The sequence below is a fragment of the Nocardia sp. NPDC050710 genome (assembly GCF_040654375.1).
Taxonomy (GTDB): Bacteria; Actinomycetota; Actinomycetes; order Mycobacteriales; family Mycobacteriaceae; genus Nocardia.
In genome coordinates this window covers 233,416-249,365 of record NZ_JBFAHV010000007.1, presented here as the reverse complement: position 1 = coordinate 249,365, position 15,950 = coordinate 233,416, and the positions used below count along the sequence as shown (strand labels likewise).

The 15,950-nt window shown below is 68.6% G+C and carries 15 protein-coding genes; 9 read left to right on the top strand and 6 right to left on the bottom strand.

Going from position 1 to position 15,950, the window contains the following annotated elements; all coding sequences use genetic code 11:
• Window positions 1-98 precede the first annotated feature (98 nt).
• Together AB0H61_RS16090 and AB0H61_RS16085 are read left to right on the top strand one after the other, a co-directional pair.
• The gene (locus AB0H61_RS16090; RefSeq protein WP_357304551.1) at window positions 99-1,679 is read left to right on the top strand and encodes a serine hydrolase; all 1,581 of its coding nucleotides are present in this window, start codon (window positions 99-101) and stop codon (window positions 1,677-1,679) included.
• Between the two features lie 232 nt (window positions 1,680-1,911).
• Window positions 1,912-4,197 carry a CocE/NonD family hydrolase gene (locus AB0H61_RS16085; RefSeq protein WP_357304448.1) on the top strand — a complete coding sequence of 762 codons (2,286 nt, stop codon included), beginning with the start codon at window positions 1,912-1,914 and terminating at the stop codon, window positions 4,195-4,197.
• A 40-nt stretch (window positions 4,198-4,237) separates the two neighbouring features.
• On the opposite strand, the gene AB0H61_RS16080 is transcribed toward AB0H61_RS16085, so the two are convergent.
• Complete coding sequence (locus AB0H61_RS16080; RefSeq protein WP_357304445.1) at window positions 4,238-5,011, bottom strand: maleylpyruvate isomerase family mycothiol-dependent enzyme; 774 nt, start codon at window positions 5,009-5,011, stop codon at window positions 4,238-4,240.
• Window positions 5,012-5,244: 233 nt separating this feature from the next.
• Here AB0H61_RS16080 and AB0H61_RS16075 point away from each other — a divergent pair, with 233 nt between their 5' ends.
• The 3 genes from AB0H61_RS16075 to AB0H61_RS16065 are packed head-to-tail and all read left to right on the top strand — an operon-like array spanning window position 5,245 to window position 6,947.
• Window positions 5,245-5,919, top strand: a complete 675-nt coding sequence (locus tag AB0H61_RS16075; RefSeq protein WP_357304442.1) for a hypothetical protein — start codon at window positions 5,245-5,247, stop codon at window positions 5,917-5,919.
• Window positions 5,909-6,490, top strand: coding sequence for a DUF6529 family protein (locus AB0H61_RS16070; protein ID WP_357304440.1), 582 nt, complete (start codon window positions 5,909-5,911; stop codon window positions 6,488-6,490). Before AB0H61_RS16075 ends, AB0H61_RS16070 begins: the two co-directional genes overlap by 11 nt.
• A gap of 13 nt (window positions 6,491-6,503) precedes the next feature.
• The gene (locus tag AB0H61_RS16065; protein WP_357304437.1) at window positions 6,504-6,947 is read left to right on the top strand and encodes a Rieske (2Fe-2S) protein; all 444 of its coding nucleotides are present in this window, start codon (window positions 6,504-6,506) and stop codon (window positions 6,945-6,947) included.
• Between the two features lie 107 nt (window positions 6,948-7,054).
• Here AB0H61_RS16065 and AB0H61_RS16060 read toward each other — a convergent pair whose 3' ends face one another.
• The 3 genes from AB0H61_RS16060 to AB0H61_RS16050 all read right to left on the bottom strand — a co-directional run bounded on the left by AB0H61_RS16060 (window position 7,055) and on the right by AB0H61_RS16050 (window position 9,295).
• Window positions 7,055-7,522, bottom strand: coding sequence for a VOC family protein (locus AB0H61_RS16060; protein ID WP_357304434.1), 468 nt, complete (start codon window positions 7,520-7,522; stop codon window positions 7,055-7,057).
• A gap of 100 nt (window positions 7,523-7,622) precedes the next feature.
• Window positions 7,623-8,351 carry a hypothetical protein gene (locus AB0H61_RS16055; RefSeq protein WP_357304431.1) on the bottom strand — a complete coding sequence of 243 codons (729 nt, stop codon included), beginning with the start codon at window positions 8,349-8,351 and terminating at the stop codon, window positions 7,623-7,625.
• A complete protein-coding gene (locus tag AB0H61_RS16050) occupies window positions 8,348-9,295 on the bottom strand; it encodes a hypothetical protein (protein WP_357304428.1) in 948 nt (315 codons plus the stop codon). The genes AB0H61_RS16055 and AB0H61_RS16050 overlap by 4 nt, the downstream gene beginning before the upstream one ends.
• Window positions 9,296-9,425: 130 nt before the next feature.
• Between AB0H61_RS16050 and lspA the strand changes: the two genes are divergently transcribed.
• Genes lspA through AB0H61_RS16035 form a run of 3 tightly spaced genes read left to right on the top strand, consistent with a single transcriptional unit; the run spans window position 9,426 to window position 11,789 of the window.
• Complete coding sequence (gene lspA / locus AB0H61_RS16045; RefSeq protein ID WP_357304425.1) at window positions 9,426-10,166, top strand: signal peptidase II; 741 nt, start codon at window positions 9,426-9,428, stop codon at window positions 10,164-10,166.
• Entirely contained in the window at window positions 10,163-11,089 is a 927-nt protein-coding gene (locus tag AB0H61_RS16040) for an RluA family pseudouridine synthase (RefSeq protein WP_357304422.1), read from the top strand. Before lspA ends, AB0H61_RS16040 begins: the two co-directional genes overlap by 4 nt.
• Window positions 11,082-11,789 carry a hypothetical protein gene (locus tag AB0H61_RS16035; protein WP_357304419.1) on the top strand — a complete coding sequence of 236 codons (708 nt, stop codon included), beginning with the start codon at window positions 11,082-11,084 and terminating at the stop codon, window positions 11,787-11,789. Before AB0H61_RS16040 ends, AB0H61_RS16035 begins: the two co-directional genes overlap by 8 nt.
• A 78-nt stretch (window positions 11,790-11,867) precedes the next feature.
• Here AB0H61_RS16035 and AB0H61_RS16030 read toward each other — a convergent pair whose 3' ends face one another.
• Window positions 11,868-12,524 carry a response regulator transcription factor gene (locus AB0H61_RS16030; protein ID WP_357304416.1) on the bottom strand — a complete coding sequence of 219 codons (657 nt, stop codon included), beginning with the start codon at window positions 12,522-12,524 and terminating at the stop codon, window positions 11,868-11,870.
• A complete protein-coding gene (locus tag AB0H61_RS16025) occupies window positions 12,521-13,744 on the bottom strand; it encodes a sensor histidine kinase (protein ID WP_357304413.1) in 1,224 nt (407 codons plus the stop codon). The genes AB0H61_RS16030 and AB0H61_RS16025 overlap by 4 nt, the downstream gene beginning before the upstream one ends.
• 133 nt (window positions 13,745-13,877) lie before the next feature.
• Here AB0H61_RS16025 and AB0H61_RS16020 point away from each other — a divergent pair, with 133 nt between their 5' ends.
• Window positions 13,878-15,944, top strand: coding sequence for an MMPL family transporter (locus AB0H61_RS16020; protein WP_357304410.1), 2,067 nt, complete (start codon window positions 13,878-13,880; stop codon window positions 15,942-15,944).
• Window positions 15,945-15,950: the final 6 nt, after the last annotated feature.

Sequence of the window (15,950 nt, the reverse complement as noted above, 5' to 3'; positions counted from 1 at the left end):
GGAGCCAGGTCCGTAACGGCACGATTGCTGAAAACCTGCCGACTCGTCCGGCAAATGAACGCACGCCACCGATCCGCCGGGTCTACCTTGGACACATGATGCGTCGCGAACGCTGGATCGGAGCGGTCGTATTCGCGGTAGCCGCCCTCATGGTGAGCTGCGCTTCGTCGGATTCCGACGAAGCGGTCGGCACACCGTCGGCCCAGCCGACCGGTGCGCCCAACCAGGTGGTCGGCCTGGCGCTTCCGGAGCGGGCCGTCGAGGTTGCGGTAGAGAAACTCGACGGGCTCGCCGAATCATTACTCGCGGAGTCGGGGATCCCGGGGATGGCGGTGGCCGTCGTACACGGTGGGAAGACCGTGTACAGCAAGGGTTTCGGTGTCAGGGAAGCGGGCCATGACGAGCGCGTCGATGCCGACACCGTGTTCCAGCTGGCCTCGGTATCCAAATCCCTGGCGGCGACGGTGGTCGCGCACCAGGTCGGAGCGGGATCGGTGGAGTGGGAGACTCCGATCGTCTCGAAGCTGCCGTGGTTCGCGCTGCGCGATCCCTATGTCACCGCCAATGTCACGATCGGCGACCTGTTCTCGCATCGCAGCGGACTCCCCGATCATGCGGGTGATCGGCTGGAGGATCTCGGTTACGGTCGCAGGCAGGTACTGGAGCGGCTGCGCATGGAACCGCTCGACCCGTTCCGAATCACCTACCAGTACACCAACTTCGGCCTCACCGCGGCCGCCGAAGCGGTCGCCGAGGCCGCGGGCGCCGAATGGGCGCAGTTGTCGGAGGATGTGCTCTACGCACCACTGGGAATGACCGCGACCAGCTCGCGATTCGACGACTACCGGGCACGGACGAACCGCGCGGTCGGACATATGTCGGTCGACGGGCGCTGGGTGGCCCAGGCGGTGCGCGATCCCGATGCGCAGTCACCGGCGGGCGGAGTCAGTTCCTCGGTGCGCGATATGGCACGCTGGCTCGCCATGCTGCTCGGCGACGGGACGTTCGAAGGCATTACGATCGCGCCACCGGAGGCCCTGCTCCCGGCGATCACACCGCAGATCGTCTCCAACCCGCCCACCGTCCCGGACGCGCGCGCCGGCTTCTACGGGCACGGGTACAACGTCTCGACCACCTCGACCGGGCGCGTGGCCTACAGCCATTCGGGCGCCTTCACGCTGGGCGCCGCCACCAACTTCCTGGTCATCCCCTCCGCCGACGTGGCGATCATCGCGCTGACCAATGCGGCCCCCATCGGCATTCCCGAGACGCTGACCGCCGAATTCGCCGACCTGGTGCAGTACGGCGAGGTGCGGGAAGACTGGCGTGCGCTGTACAAGAATGTGCTCGCCGGGTTGAACAAGCCCGAGGGGGATCTGGTCGGCAAGCAGCCACCCGCGAATCCGGCCCCCGCGCAGCCGCTGCCGTCCTACGTCGGGGTCTATGCCAACGACTACTGGGGACCGGCCATCATCACCGAAACCGCGGGCGCGTTGACGCTCGCGCTCGGCCCCGACCGCAAGACCTACCCGTTGCGGCACTGGGACGGGGATATCTTCACCTTCGCGCTGGACAATGAGAACGCCCCACCGGGAACCATCTCCCAGGCCACCTTCGCAGGCGACACGCTCACCCTCGAATATTTCGACGAGGACGGGCTCGGAACCTTCCGGCGCTGATCGGCCGCGCGGTGGGCCGTCTCCGAGGAGAGACACGCGCACCACGGATCGGGTTTCACCGTCGCCGGGCCGTCCTTCGACCGGTGTCGAGCCGCCGCATTCACGCCCGCACCGCCGACTCCCCCTACCGAAAATACCGGGACCAGCGGCTTCGGTTCCACGATATGGCGGTAGCGCATTGCTATGGTCACTGGTGTCCATGGACCGGTTGTAGGCGAGTTGGAGGACTCGGGTGGCGCCAAAGTGTGGTTCGGGCAGAGCTTTCCGGGTGGCGATGGGGGCCGTGGCGGCGGTCGTCGTGGTCGCCGGATTGTCGGTGGGCGCGACCCGGATCGGCGCGCCGGACCTGGCGTCCACCGTGGAACAGTGGACCGAACTGCACGACGGACCGCAACCGTACGCGGATGTGCGCATCGAGTCGGATGTGCCGATCACGATGAGCGACGGGGCGATACTCAAGGCCAATGTCTACCGGCCGGTCGACGGGGCCGGGAATACGCCGAATTCACCCTTGCCCGCGATTGTCACCATGACGCCGTACAGCAAGTTGATGACCAACCTCATCGATTCGGCACTGGCTTTGCCCGGACTCCAGCAGCTGACCATGGACCTCGTGCAGCGCGTCAACCTGTCCGGCACGCCGATCAGCGGATTCGGCGACCTGCTGCACGCGCTCGACGGCGGCACGGTGCAGACCGTGCTCGGCGTCGATCGCAAATTGATCCGCAGCGGCTACACGCTGGTGGTCGTGGATGTTCGCGGCACCGGATTCTCGCAGGGCGCCTGGGATACGTTGGGCGAGCGGGAGCAACTCGACACCCGCGAGGTGATCGATTGGGCCGCCGTGCAGCCCTGGTCGAACGGGATCGTCGGCATGAGCGGCGGATCGTACGCCGGAATCAATCAGCTCCGCGCGGCCGAGAACGCGCCACCGGCATTGAAGGCCATTTTCCCGGTCGAGCCGGGCAGCGATCTCATGCGCGATGTGGTCGCGCCCGGTGGCGGCGTCGGAACGACCTTCCTACCGCTGTGGCTCAATACCGTGAACCAGTCCAAGATGATTCCCGATGTGGCGTCGATGTTCAACGGCACCTTCGACTGGGCGTGGCTCGGCGAGCGGCTGGCGGATCCGATGACGAACTACGACCTCCTGATACAAGCGCTGACAGTGCCGACGATGGAGGAACTCCCGCCCGCACTCGGGTCGGCGCTGGACAGCGAGAGTGCCTTCCGCAAGGCCATCCTCGGGCACCCGGAACGGATTACGGTGCCGACATTCGTCTACGGCGGATGGCACGACATCTTCGCCAATAGCGCGACCAAGATCTACAACGCGATTCCACTGGCGTCCGAGCCGGTCGATACCCGGGCGACGGGCACCGGCGCGGCCGGGACGGGTTCGGCGGGAGCCGGTTCGGAGGGCACGGGCACGGCAGGCACGGGTTCGGCCGCCCCCACCACCACCAGTCCGAGTGCCGCGGCCCCGACCACCAACCGCCCGCTCGTCTCCAATGTCGCCGGGACGCGGGCGGCAGGCACCGGCACGGACGGCGCGAACACCACGGGATCCGTCACGCACAGGCCGAACTCCGGCATGAAGAAGCTCGTCGTCGGCGATACCTATCACGCCAATCCCGGTGCGGGAACCGGAGTCCCGGGCGCGCCGCCGCGGCTGGACGTACTGCAACGCGCCTGGCTCGACTACTGGCTCAAGGACATCGACAACGGCATCGACGAATTCGGGCCGGTCGTCGTCTTCGAACAGGGCGGCAACTGGGTGACCCTGCCGAGCTTCCCGCAACCCGGCGTCACCCACCGCCGCGTCTACCTCTCCCCCACGGCCAGCGGCACCACCGCGGACAGCTTGCACGACGGCTCCCTCACCCCCGCGCTGCCCGACGCGTCGGAATCCCTTACTGTCGCACCGGGTCTGTCCACCGTCTGCTCCCGCGACGCCGCCCAGGGTTCGGCGGGTATGTGGGCCGCGCTGGATATCTGCGCCAAGGATTCGCGCGTCGCCGAACGCAACGCCCTGACCTTCACCAGTCCACCGGTGTCCTCGCCCACCGTGATCTCCGGCCCGATCAACGCCCACCTCAATACCGTGCACGACGCCCCCGACGGCTACTGGAGCGTCACCGTCAACGATGTCGCGCCCGACGGCACCTCCACCGTCCTGACCACCGGCCAGCTCACCGCCTCCCTGCGCGCGGTGGACGAGTCCAAGAGCAGCCGCTCGCCCAACGGTGACTTCACCGCCCCGTACAACCCGCTGACCGTGGACAGTCACCTGCCCGTGACCCCCGGTGAACCCGTCGCCCTCGATATCGCCGTCATCCCCACCCAGGCGGTGCTGGCGCCCGGGCACCGGCTCCGCGTCGACATCTTCGCCGGGAACGCGCCCAAGGCCCTCGCCTTCCGTCCCATGCTCAACGCCAGCGGGCTCAAACCCCAACACCTGCGGCTGGATCCGAACGCACCCAGCTTCATCAATATCCCGACCGACCGGCCGCTGTAGGGGCTGTCACCAACTCACCCCGTGCGATACGTCTGCCCAGTCAGAACGGAGTGGACTCGAGCCACCGGGTGAAGACGGAAGTGTCGCCGAAGATCTCGACGCGTGGGTCGTCGGCGGGAATGCGGCGCAGCAGGACGAGCAGGAGGGCGACGGCGGTTCCGCGAAGGGCGACCGAACTTTTGGCGTGACCGTTGTTCCATACGATCGCGCCGCCGGAGGACTGGACCGTCCATTCACCGGCGGATCCGAGGTCGGGATCGGTGGCGTGCAGGTGCATGGAGACGCCGTCGGGCAACGGTGCGCCCGTGCCGTTTCCCCGTGCGGTGCTGAGTAATCCGAGCCATTCGGAGATGCCGTCGGCCGCGAGGTCGGGTCGCAGGGTCACCTCGCGGTCGAGGGCAAGCAGGACGTCGGCACGATGGACGGTCGCCTCGTGCAGCCGTCGGCGGATCCACCATTCGGCGGGGCGCGGCGGGCCGAAAGGAGTCCAGACCGGCACGTCGGATCCGATGGCATCCACGGCATTCGGCACCAGGCGGGCGCTGTCGGACAGCCAGCGGGCCGCGCCCTCGGGATCTTTGGGCATCGCACCGTCGGGGACCGCACGGAAGTCCAGCGGCTCGGTGGCCCGGCCGGTGATCATGGCGGCGGCCCAGCGGTGGCCGCGGCCGACGTGGGTGACCAGATTGGCGAGAGTCCAACCGGGACAGGCCGGGATCGGTGTCGCCGGATCGGCTGTGCGCATCAGGTCGGCGAGCGCATCGGTTTCGGCGAGCAGTGCCGCACGGTACGCGGCCGTGGTCGAGGTGGTCACCTACCGGAGACTAACGCGCCGGAACCCGGTCGGCACCGGGATGTTCCGAAGCCGTCGCGGACCGCGGCGGCGCGCTCGACAAGGCGACACGCCGTCCGGGGGCCACGCGGAACACCGGATTGAACCGTTGAGGTGGGCTGCCCCGTACACAATTCGAAAGCGATACCGGCGCAACGTGGGGTCGGAAATCGCTATCGGCCGGTACGAGAGCGGCCGAATATCGAGGAGATTCCATGAAGCGTCTGGGGCCGTGGCTCACCCTGGCGGCGGTGGCCGTGCTCGGCCTTGCCCTGCTGATCGTCAATATGTCCAAGGAAACCGAACCGACGACCGCGAAGCCGAATGCGACGACATCGTCGCCCGCCGCGCCGACAACCGCGGCCCAGACAACCGGCGCTGCCCCGACGAGTGCCGCGCCCGCCGCGGCGAAATTCCCGACGAAGGCCGACTACGTCGGCAGGATCGCACTGCAAACCGGTGGCACTCTCACGCTGTCGATCGCGGTCGAGGGCGATAAGGCGATCGCTTACGCCTGCGACGGTACGGCCGTCGAATCCTGGCTGCGGGGCAGCGCGGCGAACGGAACGCTGACACTGACCGGAAAGAACGACGCGACCCTGGACGGCAGGCTGGACGGAACCACGGTGCGCGGCAGGCTGGCGATCGGCGGCAAGCAGTGGGACTTCACCGCCGCGCCCGTCGCACCGCCCGCCGGGCTCTACGTCTACACCGACGGCGGGGTGCGGCAGAGCTGGATCGTCGACGGCGCGGGCACGGTCACCGGCGTGCGGCGCGCGGTCGACGGCGCCACCTCCTCGGCGCCCGGTCTGGCGCCGGACGCAACGGCGATCGTCAACGGCAAGAAGATCACAGCGAACAAGGTAAGTGGTGGTGACAATGTCGGCTGATCGAGAAGCGCCCACCGTCCGGCAGATACAGCCGAGCATGGTCTCGGGGGCGGCCATCGCCGTCGCGGTGCTGATCGGCGCCGCGGTCGCGGTCCTGCTCGGGGTATACGCGAACGTGCACGAACCACGGTTCTTCTCGATCAATGTGGCGGGTTTCTCCAGCCCGACCGCCGTGAAGTCCTGGCTCGCCACGCTGGCTGTCGCGCTCGCGGTATTCCAATTCGGTTCGGCCCTGGCCATGTACGGCAAGATCCCGCGGATCGCCGCGCCCGGATGGATCGGCTCGGCACACGTCTGGTCGGGGCGGCTGGCCGTGCTGGCCAGCGTCCCGGTCGCGGTGCACTGCCTGTACGCGTTGGGCTTTCAGGACTACGAGCCCCGGGTGCTGTGGCACTCGCTGCTCGGCTGCTTCTTCTACGGCGCCTTCGTGACCAAGATGCTGCTGCTCACCCGCAAGGGCCTGCCCGGCTGGGCGCTCCCGGTCGCGGGCGGATCGGTACTCACCGGACTTACCGGCATCTGGCTCACCTCGGCGCTGTGGTTCTTCCAGAACAACGGCATCATCTTCTGATCGGAGCTCGACTATGAACAACGACGACCTGGTTCTCGACCGCCGCACCGTGGTGGCGGGCGCCGGCCTACTGGCCGCGGCCACCCTGGCCGCCTGCACCACCTACGGCGACACCGATTCCGCCGCGGCCCCCGCGCCGGCGGCGCCACCCGCGCCCGCCGCACAACCGGGCGGCGCGTCCAATATCCTCGCCAAGATCTCGGACGTACCGGTCGGCAGCGGGGTGATTGTCGGCGATACGGTGGTCACCCAGCCGAGTGCGGGCACCTTCGTCGGGCTGGACAGCACCTGTCCGCACGCCGGATGCAAGGTCAACGCGGTGGCGAATGGAACTATCAACTGCCCTTGCCACGGCAGCAAATTCGGTCTGGACGGCTCGGTGGTCTCCGGTCCGGCGGCGCGCGCGCTGTCCTCGAAGAGCGTGCGCGTGGAAGGCGATTCGATCGTCGCGGGCTGAGCCCGAGCCGCTGCCCGCGCGCGGATCACCCGAACGGCCCGCGTGACATGCCTACTCGACGGCGGGCGCTGGACACGCCCGCCGTGCGCCGATCCACGTGGAGCCGGTCAGGATTCGCCGAACATCTCGGCCATCCGCCTATCCATCTCCTCCGGTGGGACGTCCTCGACGTGGGTGGCCACGGTCCAGCGATGACCCCATGGATCCTCGAAGGCGCCGCTGCGGTCGCCGTAGAACTGGGTCGTCATGGGGGTCAGCTCCTTGGCGCCCCCGGCGAGCGCCGCGCCGAATGCGGCATCGGCGTCCTCGACATAGACGTAGAGGTTGACGGGGGTGCCGCCGACCTTCTTCGGGTCGAGGAATCCCATTTCCGGATCCGGATCGCCGAGCATGATGAGCGAGTTACCGAGGGTCAGCTCGCAGTGGGCGATCTTGCCGTCGGGACGGGGCATACGCATCCGTTCCGAGGCGCCGAAGACGAGTTTGTAGAAGTCGACGGCGGCGGCGGCCCCGTCGATCGCGAGGCCGGGTGAGACCACCGGATATCCGTCGGGAACAGGTTTGACATCGGACATGAGAGACCTCCGGGTCGCAATTGTCGGACAGTGCGAGCCTATTCCTGGACGGCACCGGAGAATGCCGATCTACCGAATGACGCAGAAATTCCGGCGGTTTTCACGGACCCGTGATACCGCGCAACTTGCGCACCTGCGCGGCGGTGAGATCGCTGAGCACCCCCGGGTCCACCGATTCCGGCGCGGTCACCGATACCTGGGCCAGCGTATTCCCCACCTGAACGATGCCGACCAGCGAGACCAGGGTGAAACCCTCGCTGGAGGTGCGCAGCTGGAAGGCGGTGGAGGCGTCGCCGACGGGCGGCTGTTCGAGACCACCCAGTCGGTATTCGATGACGGCTTCGTCGGAGTCGGCGCCGGAGTACCTGATGCAATTCCGAATGGTCTGTTGCACTTCGGAAAAAACGGCGGCGACAGCCTCGTTCGAATAACTCGCGGCATCGATATCGATGCTGGAGAAGTTCGGGCCGTTGTAGATAGCGAAGTTCGCGGCCAGATTCTCGGGCCGCTGTTCGCTGAGCGGCATCAGAACCTTCTCACACCCCGCGGGCCTGGTTTGCGGCACCACGGCCGAGGTGGGCGTATTCCCGGGGCCGTTATTCGAATCGAGTACGGCGCTCATGCCGGGCGGCAGGTCGTTCTCGCTCAGCAGCCGGTTCATCAGGTCCTGCGGATCGGTGATCGGCGTACCCGGCGCGGGCGCCGCCGCGACGACCGGTCCCAGTGGCGGCAGCGCGGGTTCCTCGGGTTCCTTCGGATCCGACGATCCACATGCGGCGACCAGAGCGGTACACGCGGCGGCCAGCAACGCGCCGCGACCGCGGCTCACTCGGTCCACGAGACCTGCGTGGTGATCGTCTGCTGCAGATTGCTCGCGCTGCGCGGATCCCGATAGGCCTGGTGACCGCCCACGGTGATGGAACCTGCCACCGGCAACGGCAGCCCGAGGTCGACGGTGATGGTGCCCGCGCCCTGCATGGCGTAATCCTCGATATCGAGGGTGCCCGCCTGATTGGGCAGCGTCCAGACGGTCGCCTTCGGCTTCTGGATGACGTTCAGCTCGATGGTGAGCCGGTCGCCGTCGACCTTGGTCAGGGTCGCCGTGGTCACCTGGTCGAGTGTGACGCCGCCGTCCACTTCCTGGTGCACCGTCCAGATCGCGCCCTCCCCGACCGGTTCGTCGGGGAACATGACCGAGCGGTAGACGGCCTGGTAAAACGCCTGTTCGAGCGCCGCGCGGGCCGCATTGGAAGTATCCGGCGACGGTGCCAGACGCAGTGCGGTGATGGCGCCGTCATCGCTGAAGTCGAATCCGGCGTGGGTGCCGCCCGCGGCGGTGAGCGCCTTGTTCAACGACGGATCCGGCGTGGTCACCGTGCCCAGCGTGAGGTCGACGCCGTCGGCGCTGGTCTGCGCGGTCATCGGGATGGTCAGCGCGGGCGTCGAGAAATCGCGCACCGGCTGATCGTTGATCTGCTGCTGGATCCGGTGGTCGGTGCGCAAGGTCACCTGCTGGGTGGTACCCGCGGCATAGCGCGGACGCAGCACGGCGCGCGGCTCGGCGCCCGGCGACATCACGGTCGCGGCCGAGGCCGAAATCGGCACGGTCACTTCCTTACCGATGCCGAGCGGCTCAGTGCTGTCGGTGGCGACAGTCGCGTCGGAGTCGTCACTGCAGCCGACGCCGAACGCGGAAAGCCCGACCGCGAGCACCACGAGCAGGGCGCCGGAGCGCGCGATGCGGGGAACGTGGGGGGAAGACAACACCGTCACAAGGCACAGCGTACGACCGCTTCCTGAGTGTCAGCTGGGACATCCCGCCGACGAGTCCTGAAACCGCCGCGAACACGCCGCGGCGGAGGCGCGGCACGTGCGGTAGCGCGCTCGAGAGATGATAATCGTCGTGAGTGACGACCGGCCGCCCGAGGACAACACCGCAGACCGCGCGGTGCCGCCACCCGACGACGCGGCTCCGCCGACCGAGAAATCGGCGTCCGGGGCCGCCGATCGCGGGACGGGCGGGGAAGAAGCGGTGGCAGCGGCGGATCGGAAGGCCCCGCTGCGCCTGAGGAATCTGCTGCTCATCGCGGCGGTGCTGTACGGCCTCGACCTGCTGACCAAGACCATCGCGGTCGCGAACCTCACCCCGGGCGATCCGGTCCCGATCATCGGCGACTTCGCGCGTTTCACCCTGGTCCGCAACCCGGGCGCGGCGTTCTCCATGGCGACCGGCATGACCTGGCTGCTGACCCTGGTCGCCGCCGCGGTGGTGATCGGCGTCATCCGCATCGGCCGCACACTGCGTTCACTGTGGTGGGCAATCGGGCTGGGCATGGTGCTCGGCGGCGCCCTCGGCAATCTGACCGACCGGCTGTTCCGCGCGCCGGGACCGTTGCAGGGGCATGTGGTCGACTTCGTGGCGATCGGCTGGTGGCCGGTGTTCAACGTGGCGGATTCGGCGATCGTCTGCGGCGCCATCCTGCTGGTGCTGTTGACCGTCTTCGGCTTCGAGCCCGATGGCACCCGCCACGGGCACGGCGCGGCCGAGACGGCCGAGCACACCCGGACCGCGACCGAGGACGAACGCCCGCCGGAATCCGACGGCGGCACCGTGACGAGCACCGGACAGGAGAACGCGGCATGAGGGAAACCAGGACCATGCCCGTGCCGGACGGGCTCGACGGCATGCGGGTGGACGCGGGACTGTCACGGCTGCTCGGCCTGTCTCGTACCGCGGTCGCCCAGCTCGCCACCGACGGATCCGTACAACTCGACGGCGTGCCCGCGGGCAAATCCGATCGGCTGGTCGCCGGCGCCTGGCTGGAGGTCGAATTCCCGGAGCCCAAGCGGGAATTGACGATCGAGGCGGCACCGGTGGAGGGGATGAAGATCCTCTACGCCGACGACGATATCGTCGCGGTCGACAAGCCGGTCGGCGTGGCGGCGCACACCGGCGTCGGCTGGACCGGGCCCACCGTGGTCGGCGGGCTGGCCGCGGCCGGTTACCGCATCTCCACCTCCGGCGCGCATGAACGCCAGGGCATCGTGCACCGCCTCGATGTCGGCACCTCCGGGGTGATGGTGGTCGCGCAGTCCGAGCACGCCTACACGGTGCTCAAGCGGGCATTCAAGCAGCGCACGGTGGACAAGCGCTATCACGCGCTGGTGCAGGGGCATCCGGATCCGAGCAGCGGCACCATCGACGCCCCCATCGGCCGGGCGCGCGGCGCCGACTGGAAGTTCGCCGTCACCGCGGACGGCCGGCCCAGCATCACCCACTACGACACGGTCGAGGCGTTCCAGTCCGCCAGCCTGCTCGATATCCATTTGGAGACCGGCCGCACCCATCAGATCCGGGTGCACTTCTCCGCCATCCGGCATCCCTGCTGCGGTGACCTCACCTACGGTGCCGATCCGCGCCTCGCCGAACGCCTCGGCCTGGAACGCCAATGGCTGCACGCCCGTTCGCTCGGATTCAATCACCCCGTCGACGGCCGCTACCTGGAGATCACCAGCGAATACCCGGACGATCTGAAGAACGCCCTGAACGTCCTGCGCAATGCCTGACGCGGGCGATCGGTCCAGGCAGCGATCCGGCGTCGTGCGCGGCGCCCTCGCCGTGCTGGTCGCGATCGCCGTCGTCGGGTTCATGATGGTGCTCGGCGAGCTGAATCCGCCACGCCCGCCGGGGATTTCGACAGATCGGCTGGGTCCGGATCGCGGTCAGCCGGTCGCGGACTATCTTGCGCACGCGCGTGATTCGCTGACCGGCGAGGATACCGCCGAGCATTGGGCGCTGGTGTCGTTCACCGAGGAGCTACGGCCCGAGGAGATTCCGGCGCACAGCGGCGGCCTGCGGATCGGGCAGGTGCTGCATCGGGTCCCCCTCACCGATGTGCAGACGCCGATCGTCGCGGTCCAGGTCCCCGCGGGCGACGCGGTGGCGGTGGCTTCCGCCGATGCCGCCGCCTGGCAACTGCTCGACCAACTCGAGCGCACCGATCCACACGCCGTCGGCGACCGCTACCACCGCGTCATGACCGTCTCGATCGCCCGCCTGCGGGCCGGTTGCGCCTGCACCGTCGGCCTCATCGTCCGCGGGACACTCCCGCGGTTCCGAGAGCTGGCCGCCACCAACGGAATCCGCGCCGTCGAAGCCCTACCGGCGGACGCCGTCGCCGGGGCCTTCGGGATCTCCCCGCTCTTGCCCCAACAGCTCGACGTCGCCCTCCCCGGTCCCGACACCGGTCCGGTCCCCGAACGCTGAGCTCTTGCCCACACCCACAGCGGCGACCGGATTCTCCGCGCATGCGGCTCGCCTCACGGCCGCCGCCCCGGGGCGCGATCAGGTCGCGGGGGTGATAAGGTCCGCTTCGTAGGCGGCGATGACGAGCTGGACCCGGTCGCGGGCAAGGAGTTTCGCGAGAATTCGGCTGACGTGGGTCTTCACCGTCAAGGGGCTGAGGACCAGGGTTTCGGCGATCTCGGTGTTGGTCAGGCCGCGGGCGACGAGGACCAGGACGTCGAGTTCGCGGTCGGTGAGGGTGCCGAGGGAGGGCCGCGGGGCGGGATCGGGTACCGCGCGGACCCGGGCGATCACGGTGGCGGTCACGCTCGGAGATAACAGTGACTCCCCCGCGGCCACGGTGCGGATGGCGTCGAGGAGTGCGGCGGGGCTGGTGTCCTTGATGAGGAACCCGCTGGCGCCCGCGCGCAGTGCGGCCAGCACATTGTCATCGGTGTCGTACGTGGTGAGCACCAGCACCCTGACCCCTGCCAGATTCTCATCGGCGGCGATCAGCGTGGTGGCGGCGATCCCGTCCAGATCCGGCATCCGGATATCCATCACCACGACATCGGCCCGCTCGGAGCGCGCCAGGGCGACCGCCTCACGCCCGGTCGCCGCCTCCCCCACCACCGCCATATCGGGCGCCGAGGCGACCAACATCGCGAAGGCGCCGCGTATCAGCGCCTGATCGTCGGCGAGCAGTACCCGGATCATGAAGCCACACCGGGTATTCGACCGAATGCGGTGGCACGCTCCCGCGCCGCGGCGCGCTCCGACGCCGCGAGCGGCGAGTCCGGCGCCCCCGACGGACCCGCGGTCGGCAGTTCGGCGGTGACGGTGAATCCGGTTGCGTCACCGGTCACCTCCGCCGACCCGCCGATGGCCTCGGCCCGCTCGATCAGGCCGCGAATGCCGAATCCCGCTGTGCCGCCGGTACTTCCGCAGCCGTTATCGCGGACGCAGACGATCAGACGGTCGGGGTGGTACTCGAGGCGGACGGTGGCGCGGGTGGCCGAGGCGTGTTTGGCCACATTCGTCAATGCCTCCTGGACGATGCGGTAGCCGACCATTTCGACGGTCGGGGTGAGCGGGCGCACCGCACCGACGGTGTCGAAATCCACGGTGACACCGGCGGCCTCGGCCGATTCGGCCAGTGCCGGCACCTGCGCGAGCGCCGGCAGCGGGGCCCTTGCCGCACCGCCGGGGGTGCGCAACACACCGACGGTCGCCGTGAGTTCGGCGCGGGCGTCGGAGCACGCCCCGGAAATGGTCTCCAGCGCCTCGAGCACCATGGTGCGATCGGCTCGACGTTCGGTGACCAGATGGGAGGCCACGCCCGCCTGCACCTGGATGACCGTAATCGTATGGGCCAGCAGGTCGTGCAGATCCCGCGCGATGCGCAATCGTTCCTCGGCGACCTGACGGCGTGCCTCCTCATCTCGGGTGCGCTCGGCCTGTTCGGCGCGATCCAGCACCTCGCCGATATACGCGCGGTGCAACCGCACCGCCTCGCCCGCCACACAAGCCAGCACGAACCAGCTGACCGCGCCGAATGCTTCCAGCGCGGTGTTCTCATCGCCGGTGGGCGACATCAGGATTCCGGATACGCCGAATCCGACGACCAGGCCGAGAACGATCGCGGTGCGACGCCGGTTGCCGTATCTGGCCACGGTGTAGAGCGCGATGATCGTCGCCGGGACCACGGCCTCGTGCGGATACTCACCCACGTGGTACGGCACGGCCACCGCGAGGTGCGCCAACAGCACCGGGAGCGGCGCGAATACGCGCGCGACCAGCGGCACCGTCGCCAGCATCAGCAGCACGGCACCGAAGGCGTCGAGTGACCTCGGACTCGGCAACAGGGCCGCCAGCGCCGGCTCACCGATGAGGAGCACGCCGGTGAGCACGCCGTTCGTCCACCACCGTTCATCCATTCCCGCCATTGTCCAGCAGCCGACACCGCGACGGGTACTCCGTGCGGAGTATTTCCAACAGCCCTCCGCGGGCGGACGTCTTCCGGCGCCGTTCCCGCCACGCTGCTCCTGTGTTCACAACAAGGAGACAGTGATGGGTATCAAAGCCAGAGCCTGGCTGCTGATCGGCGTATGGATCGCGGCGCTCGCCGCGCTGGTACCGCTGGCCGGTGGCCTCGATGACGTCAAGTCCGACAGGGAGACCGACTATCTGCCCGCGAGCGCGCAATCGACCATGGCGGCCGAATGGGAGGCGGCGCTACCCGGCGGCACCGAAAACGTCTTTCTCGTGGTGTACCACCGCGCCGCGGGTTTGACCGATGCGGACCGTGCCACAGCCGCCGCCCAGTTCGCCACGCTGCGAGCGAAATACGACAGCGCGGGCGGTCCCGCCCAGCCGATCACCTCCAATGACGGTCAGGCGCAGATGTATCCGATCATGATCGGCGCAGCCTACGGTGAATCCGCGACCTATATCGAGGAATTCCGGGCGATGGTCGCCGATCATCCGGCCGGTCTCACCGTCCAGGTCACCGGACCTGGTGCGCTGCAGGCGGATTTCGAGGGTTCGTTCGAGGGTATCGATGAGCGTCTGCTGCTGGTCACCGCACTGGTCGTGACGGTGATCCTGCTGCTGACCTACCGCAGCCCACTGCTGTGGCTGGTGCCGCTCATCGCGGTCGCCGCCGCGAATGTGCTCGCCATGGCGGCGGTGTACGTACTGGTGCGGACCTTCGATATCACCGTCAACGATCAGAGCGCGGCCGTGCTGACCATCCTGGTCTTCGGCGTCGGCACCGACTACGCGCTGCTCATCGTCGCCCGGTATCGCGAAGAGCTGCACCATCGTTCGGAGGTCGGGGCGGCCATGCGCGCCGCGCTGCGGCGTTCGGTACCCGCGATCGCCGCCTCGGCGGCGACGGTGAGCCTCGGCCTGCTGTGCCTGGTCGCGGCGGAGATGAACAATGCCGCCGGGATGGGCCCGGTCGGCGCGGCCGGGATCGTATGCACGCTGCTGGTACTGGTGACGCTGTTTCCCGCCCTGCTGGTGGTCTGCGGCCGAGGGATATTCTGGCCGCGCATTCCGCGGGTGCTGCCGCAGCACGTCACGCGGGCCACGGTCTGGGATCGAATCGGGGCGAATATCGCACGCAGGCCGGTCTTGTCGGCTGTCGCGTCGATCGCGGTGCTCGTCCTGCTGAGTCTAGGACTACTCGGCAATACCGAATCCCTCTCGCGCGCCGACCAGTTCGTGCAGACCCCGGAATCGCTGCGGGGCCAAACCCTGCTCGCCGCGCACTTCCCGGACCGCGCCGGCACTCCGCTGCTCGTCATGGCGCCCAACGGCGCCCGGGACGCGGTCTTGCGCGCGGTCGCCGCCGATCCGGGTATCGGCGCGGCCGAGGCGGGACGCTCCGGCCCGGAATTCGGTGAGATCACCGCGATTCCACGCGATCCGGCCGATTCCGCAGCCGAATACGCGACTATCGAGCGCCTGCGCGACACCGTCGCCGCGCTCGCACCCGGCATCGTGGTCGGGGGCCCGAGTGCGGCGAATCTCGATACCGCCGACGCGTCCAGCCGCGACCGCTGGGTGGTGATTCCGCTGGTGCTGCTGGTGGTGACAGTAGTGCTCGGTCTGCTGCTCCGCGCCGTCGCCGCGCCGATCGGGCTGGTGCTCACGGTGGTGCTGTCCTTCGGATCCGCCTTGGGCGCCAGTGTTTTCGCGTTCGAGCACCTCTTCGGTTTCGAGGGCCTGGACTCCGGGCTGATCCTGCTGGCTTTCCTGTTCCTGGTCGCCCTCGGCGTCGACTACAACATCTTCCTGATGAGCAGGGCCAGGGAGGAGTCCCAGCGGATCGGCGCAAGGGCGGGCATGCTGCGCGCACTCTCGGTGACCGGCGGGGTCATCACCTCGGCGGGTGTGGTGCTGGCCGCGACCTTCGCGGTGCTGGTCACTCTGCCCCTGGTCTCGTTGGCCCAGATCGGATTCGCGGTGGCGTTCGGCGTGCTGCTGGACACCCTGCTGGTCCGGTCGGTGCTCGTCCCGGCTCTCACACTCATCGCGGGCGAGCGTGTCTGGTGGCCGTCGCGGATATCGCATCCGGCCCCCGAACGGCCCGACCCGGCCGCCACGAATCCGGAACCGGCACGCCTGTAGCCCCTT

What these genes read in the sequence shown, in the direction of transcription:
- AB0H61_RS16090 (WP_357304551.1), top strand. Translation starts at nt 99, where the DNA reads ATGCGTCGCGAACGCTGGATCGGAGCGGTCGTATTCGCGGTAGCCGCC.
- AB0H61_RS16075 (WP_357304442.1), top strand. Translation starts at nt 5,245, where the DNA reads ATGAAGCGTCTGGGGCCGTGGCTCACCCTGGCGGCGGTGGCCGTGCTC.
- AB0H61_RS16070 (WP_357304440.1), top strand. Translation starts at nt 5,909, where the DNA reads ATGTCGGCTGATCGAGAAGCGCCCACCGTCCGGCAGATACAGCCGAGC.
- AB0H61_RS16065 (WP_357304437.1), top strand. Translation starts at nt 6,504, where the DNA reads ATGAACAACGACGACCTGGTTCTCGACCGCCGCACCGTGGTGGCGGGC.
- AB0H61_RS16060 (WP_357304434.1), bottom strand. Translation starts at nt 7,522, where the DNA reads ATGTCCGATGTCAAACCTGTTCCCGACGGATATCCGGTGGTCTCACCC.
- AB0H61_RS16040 (WP_357304422.1), top strand. Translation starts at nt 10,163, where the DNA reads ATGAGGGAAACCAGGACCATGCCCGTGCCGGACGGGCTCGACGGCATG.
- AB0H61_RS16035 (WP_357304419.1), top strand. Translation starts at nt 11,082, where the DNA reads ATGCCTGACGCGGGCGATCGGTCCAGGCAGCGATCCGGCGTCGTGCGC.
- AB0H61_RS16030 (WP_357304416.1), bottom strand. Translation starts at nt 12,524, where the DNA reads ATGATCCGGGTACTGCTCGCCGACGATCAGGCGCTGATACGCGGCGCC.
- AB0H61_RS16025 (WP_357304413.1), bottom strand. Translation starts at nt 13,744, where the DNA reads ATGGATGAACGGTGGTGGACGAACGGCGTGCTCACCGGCGTGCTCCTC.
- AB0H61_RS16020 (WP_357304410.1), top strand. Translation starts at nt 13,878, where the DNA reads ATGGGTATCAAAGCCAGAGCCTGGCTGCTGATCGGCGTATGGATCGCG.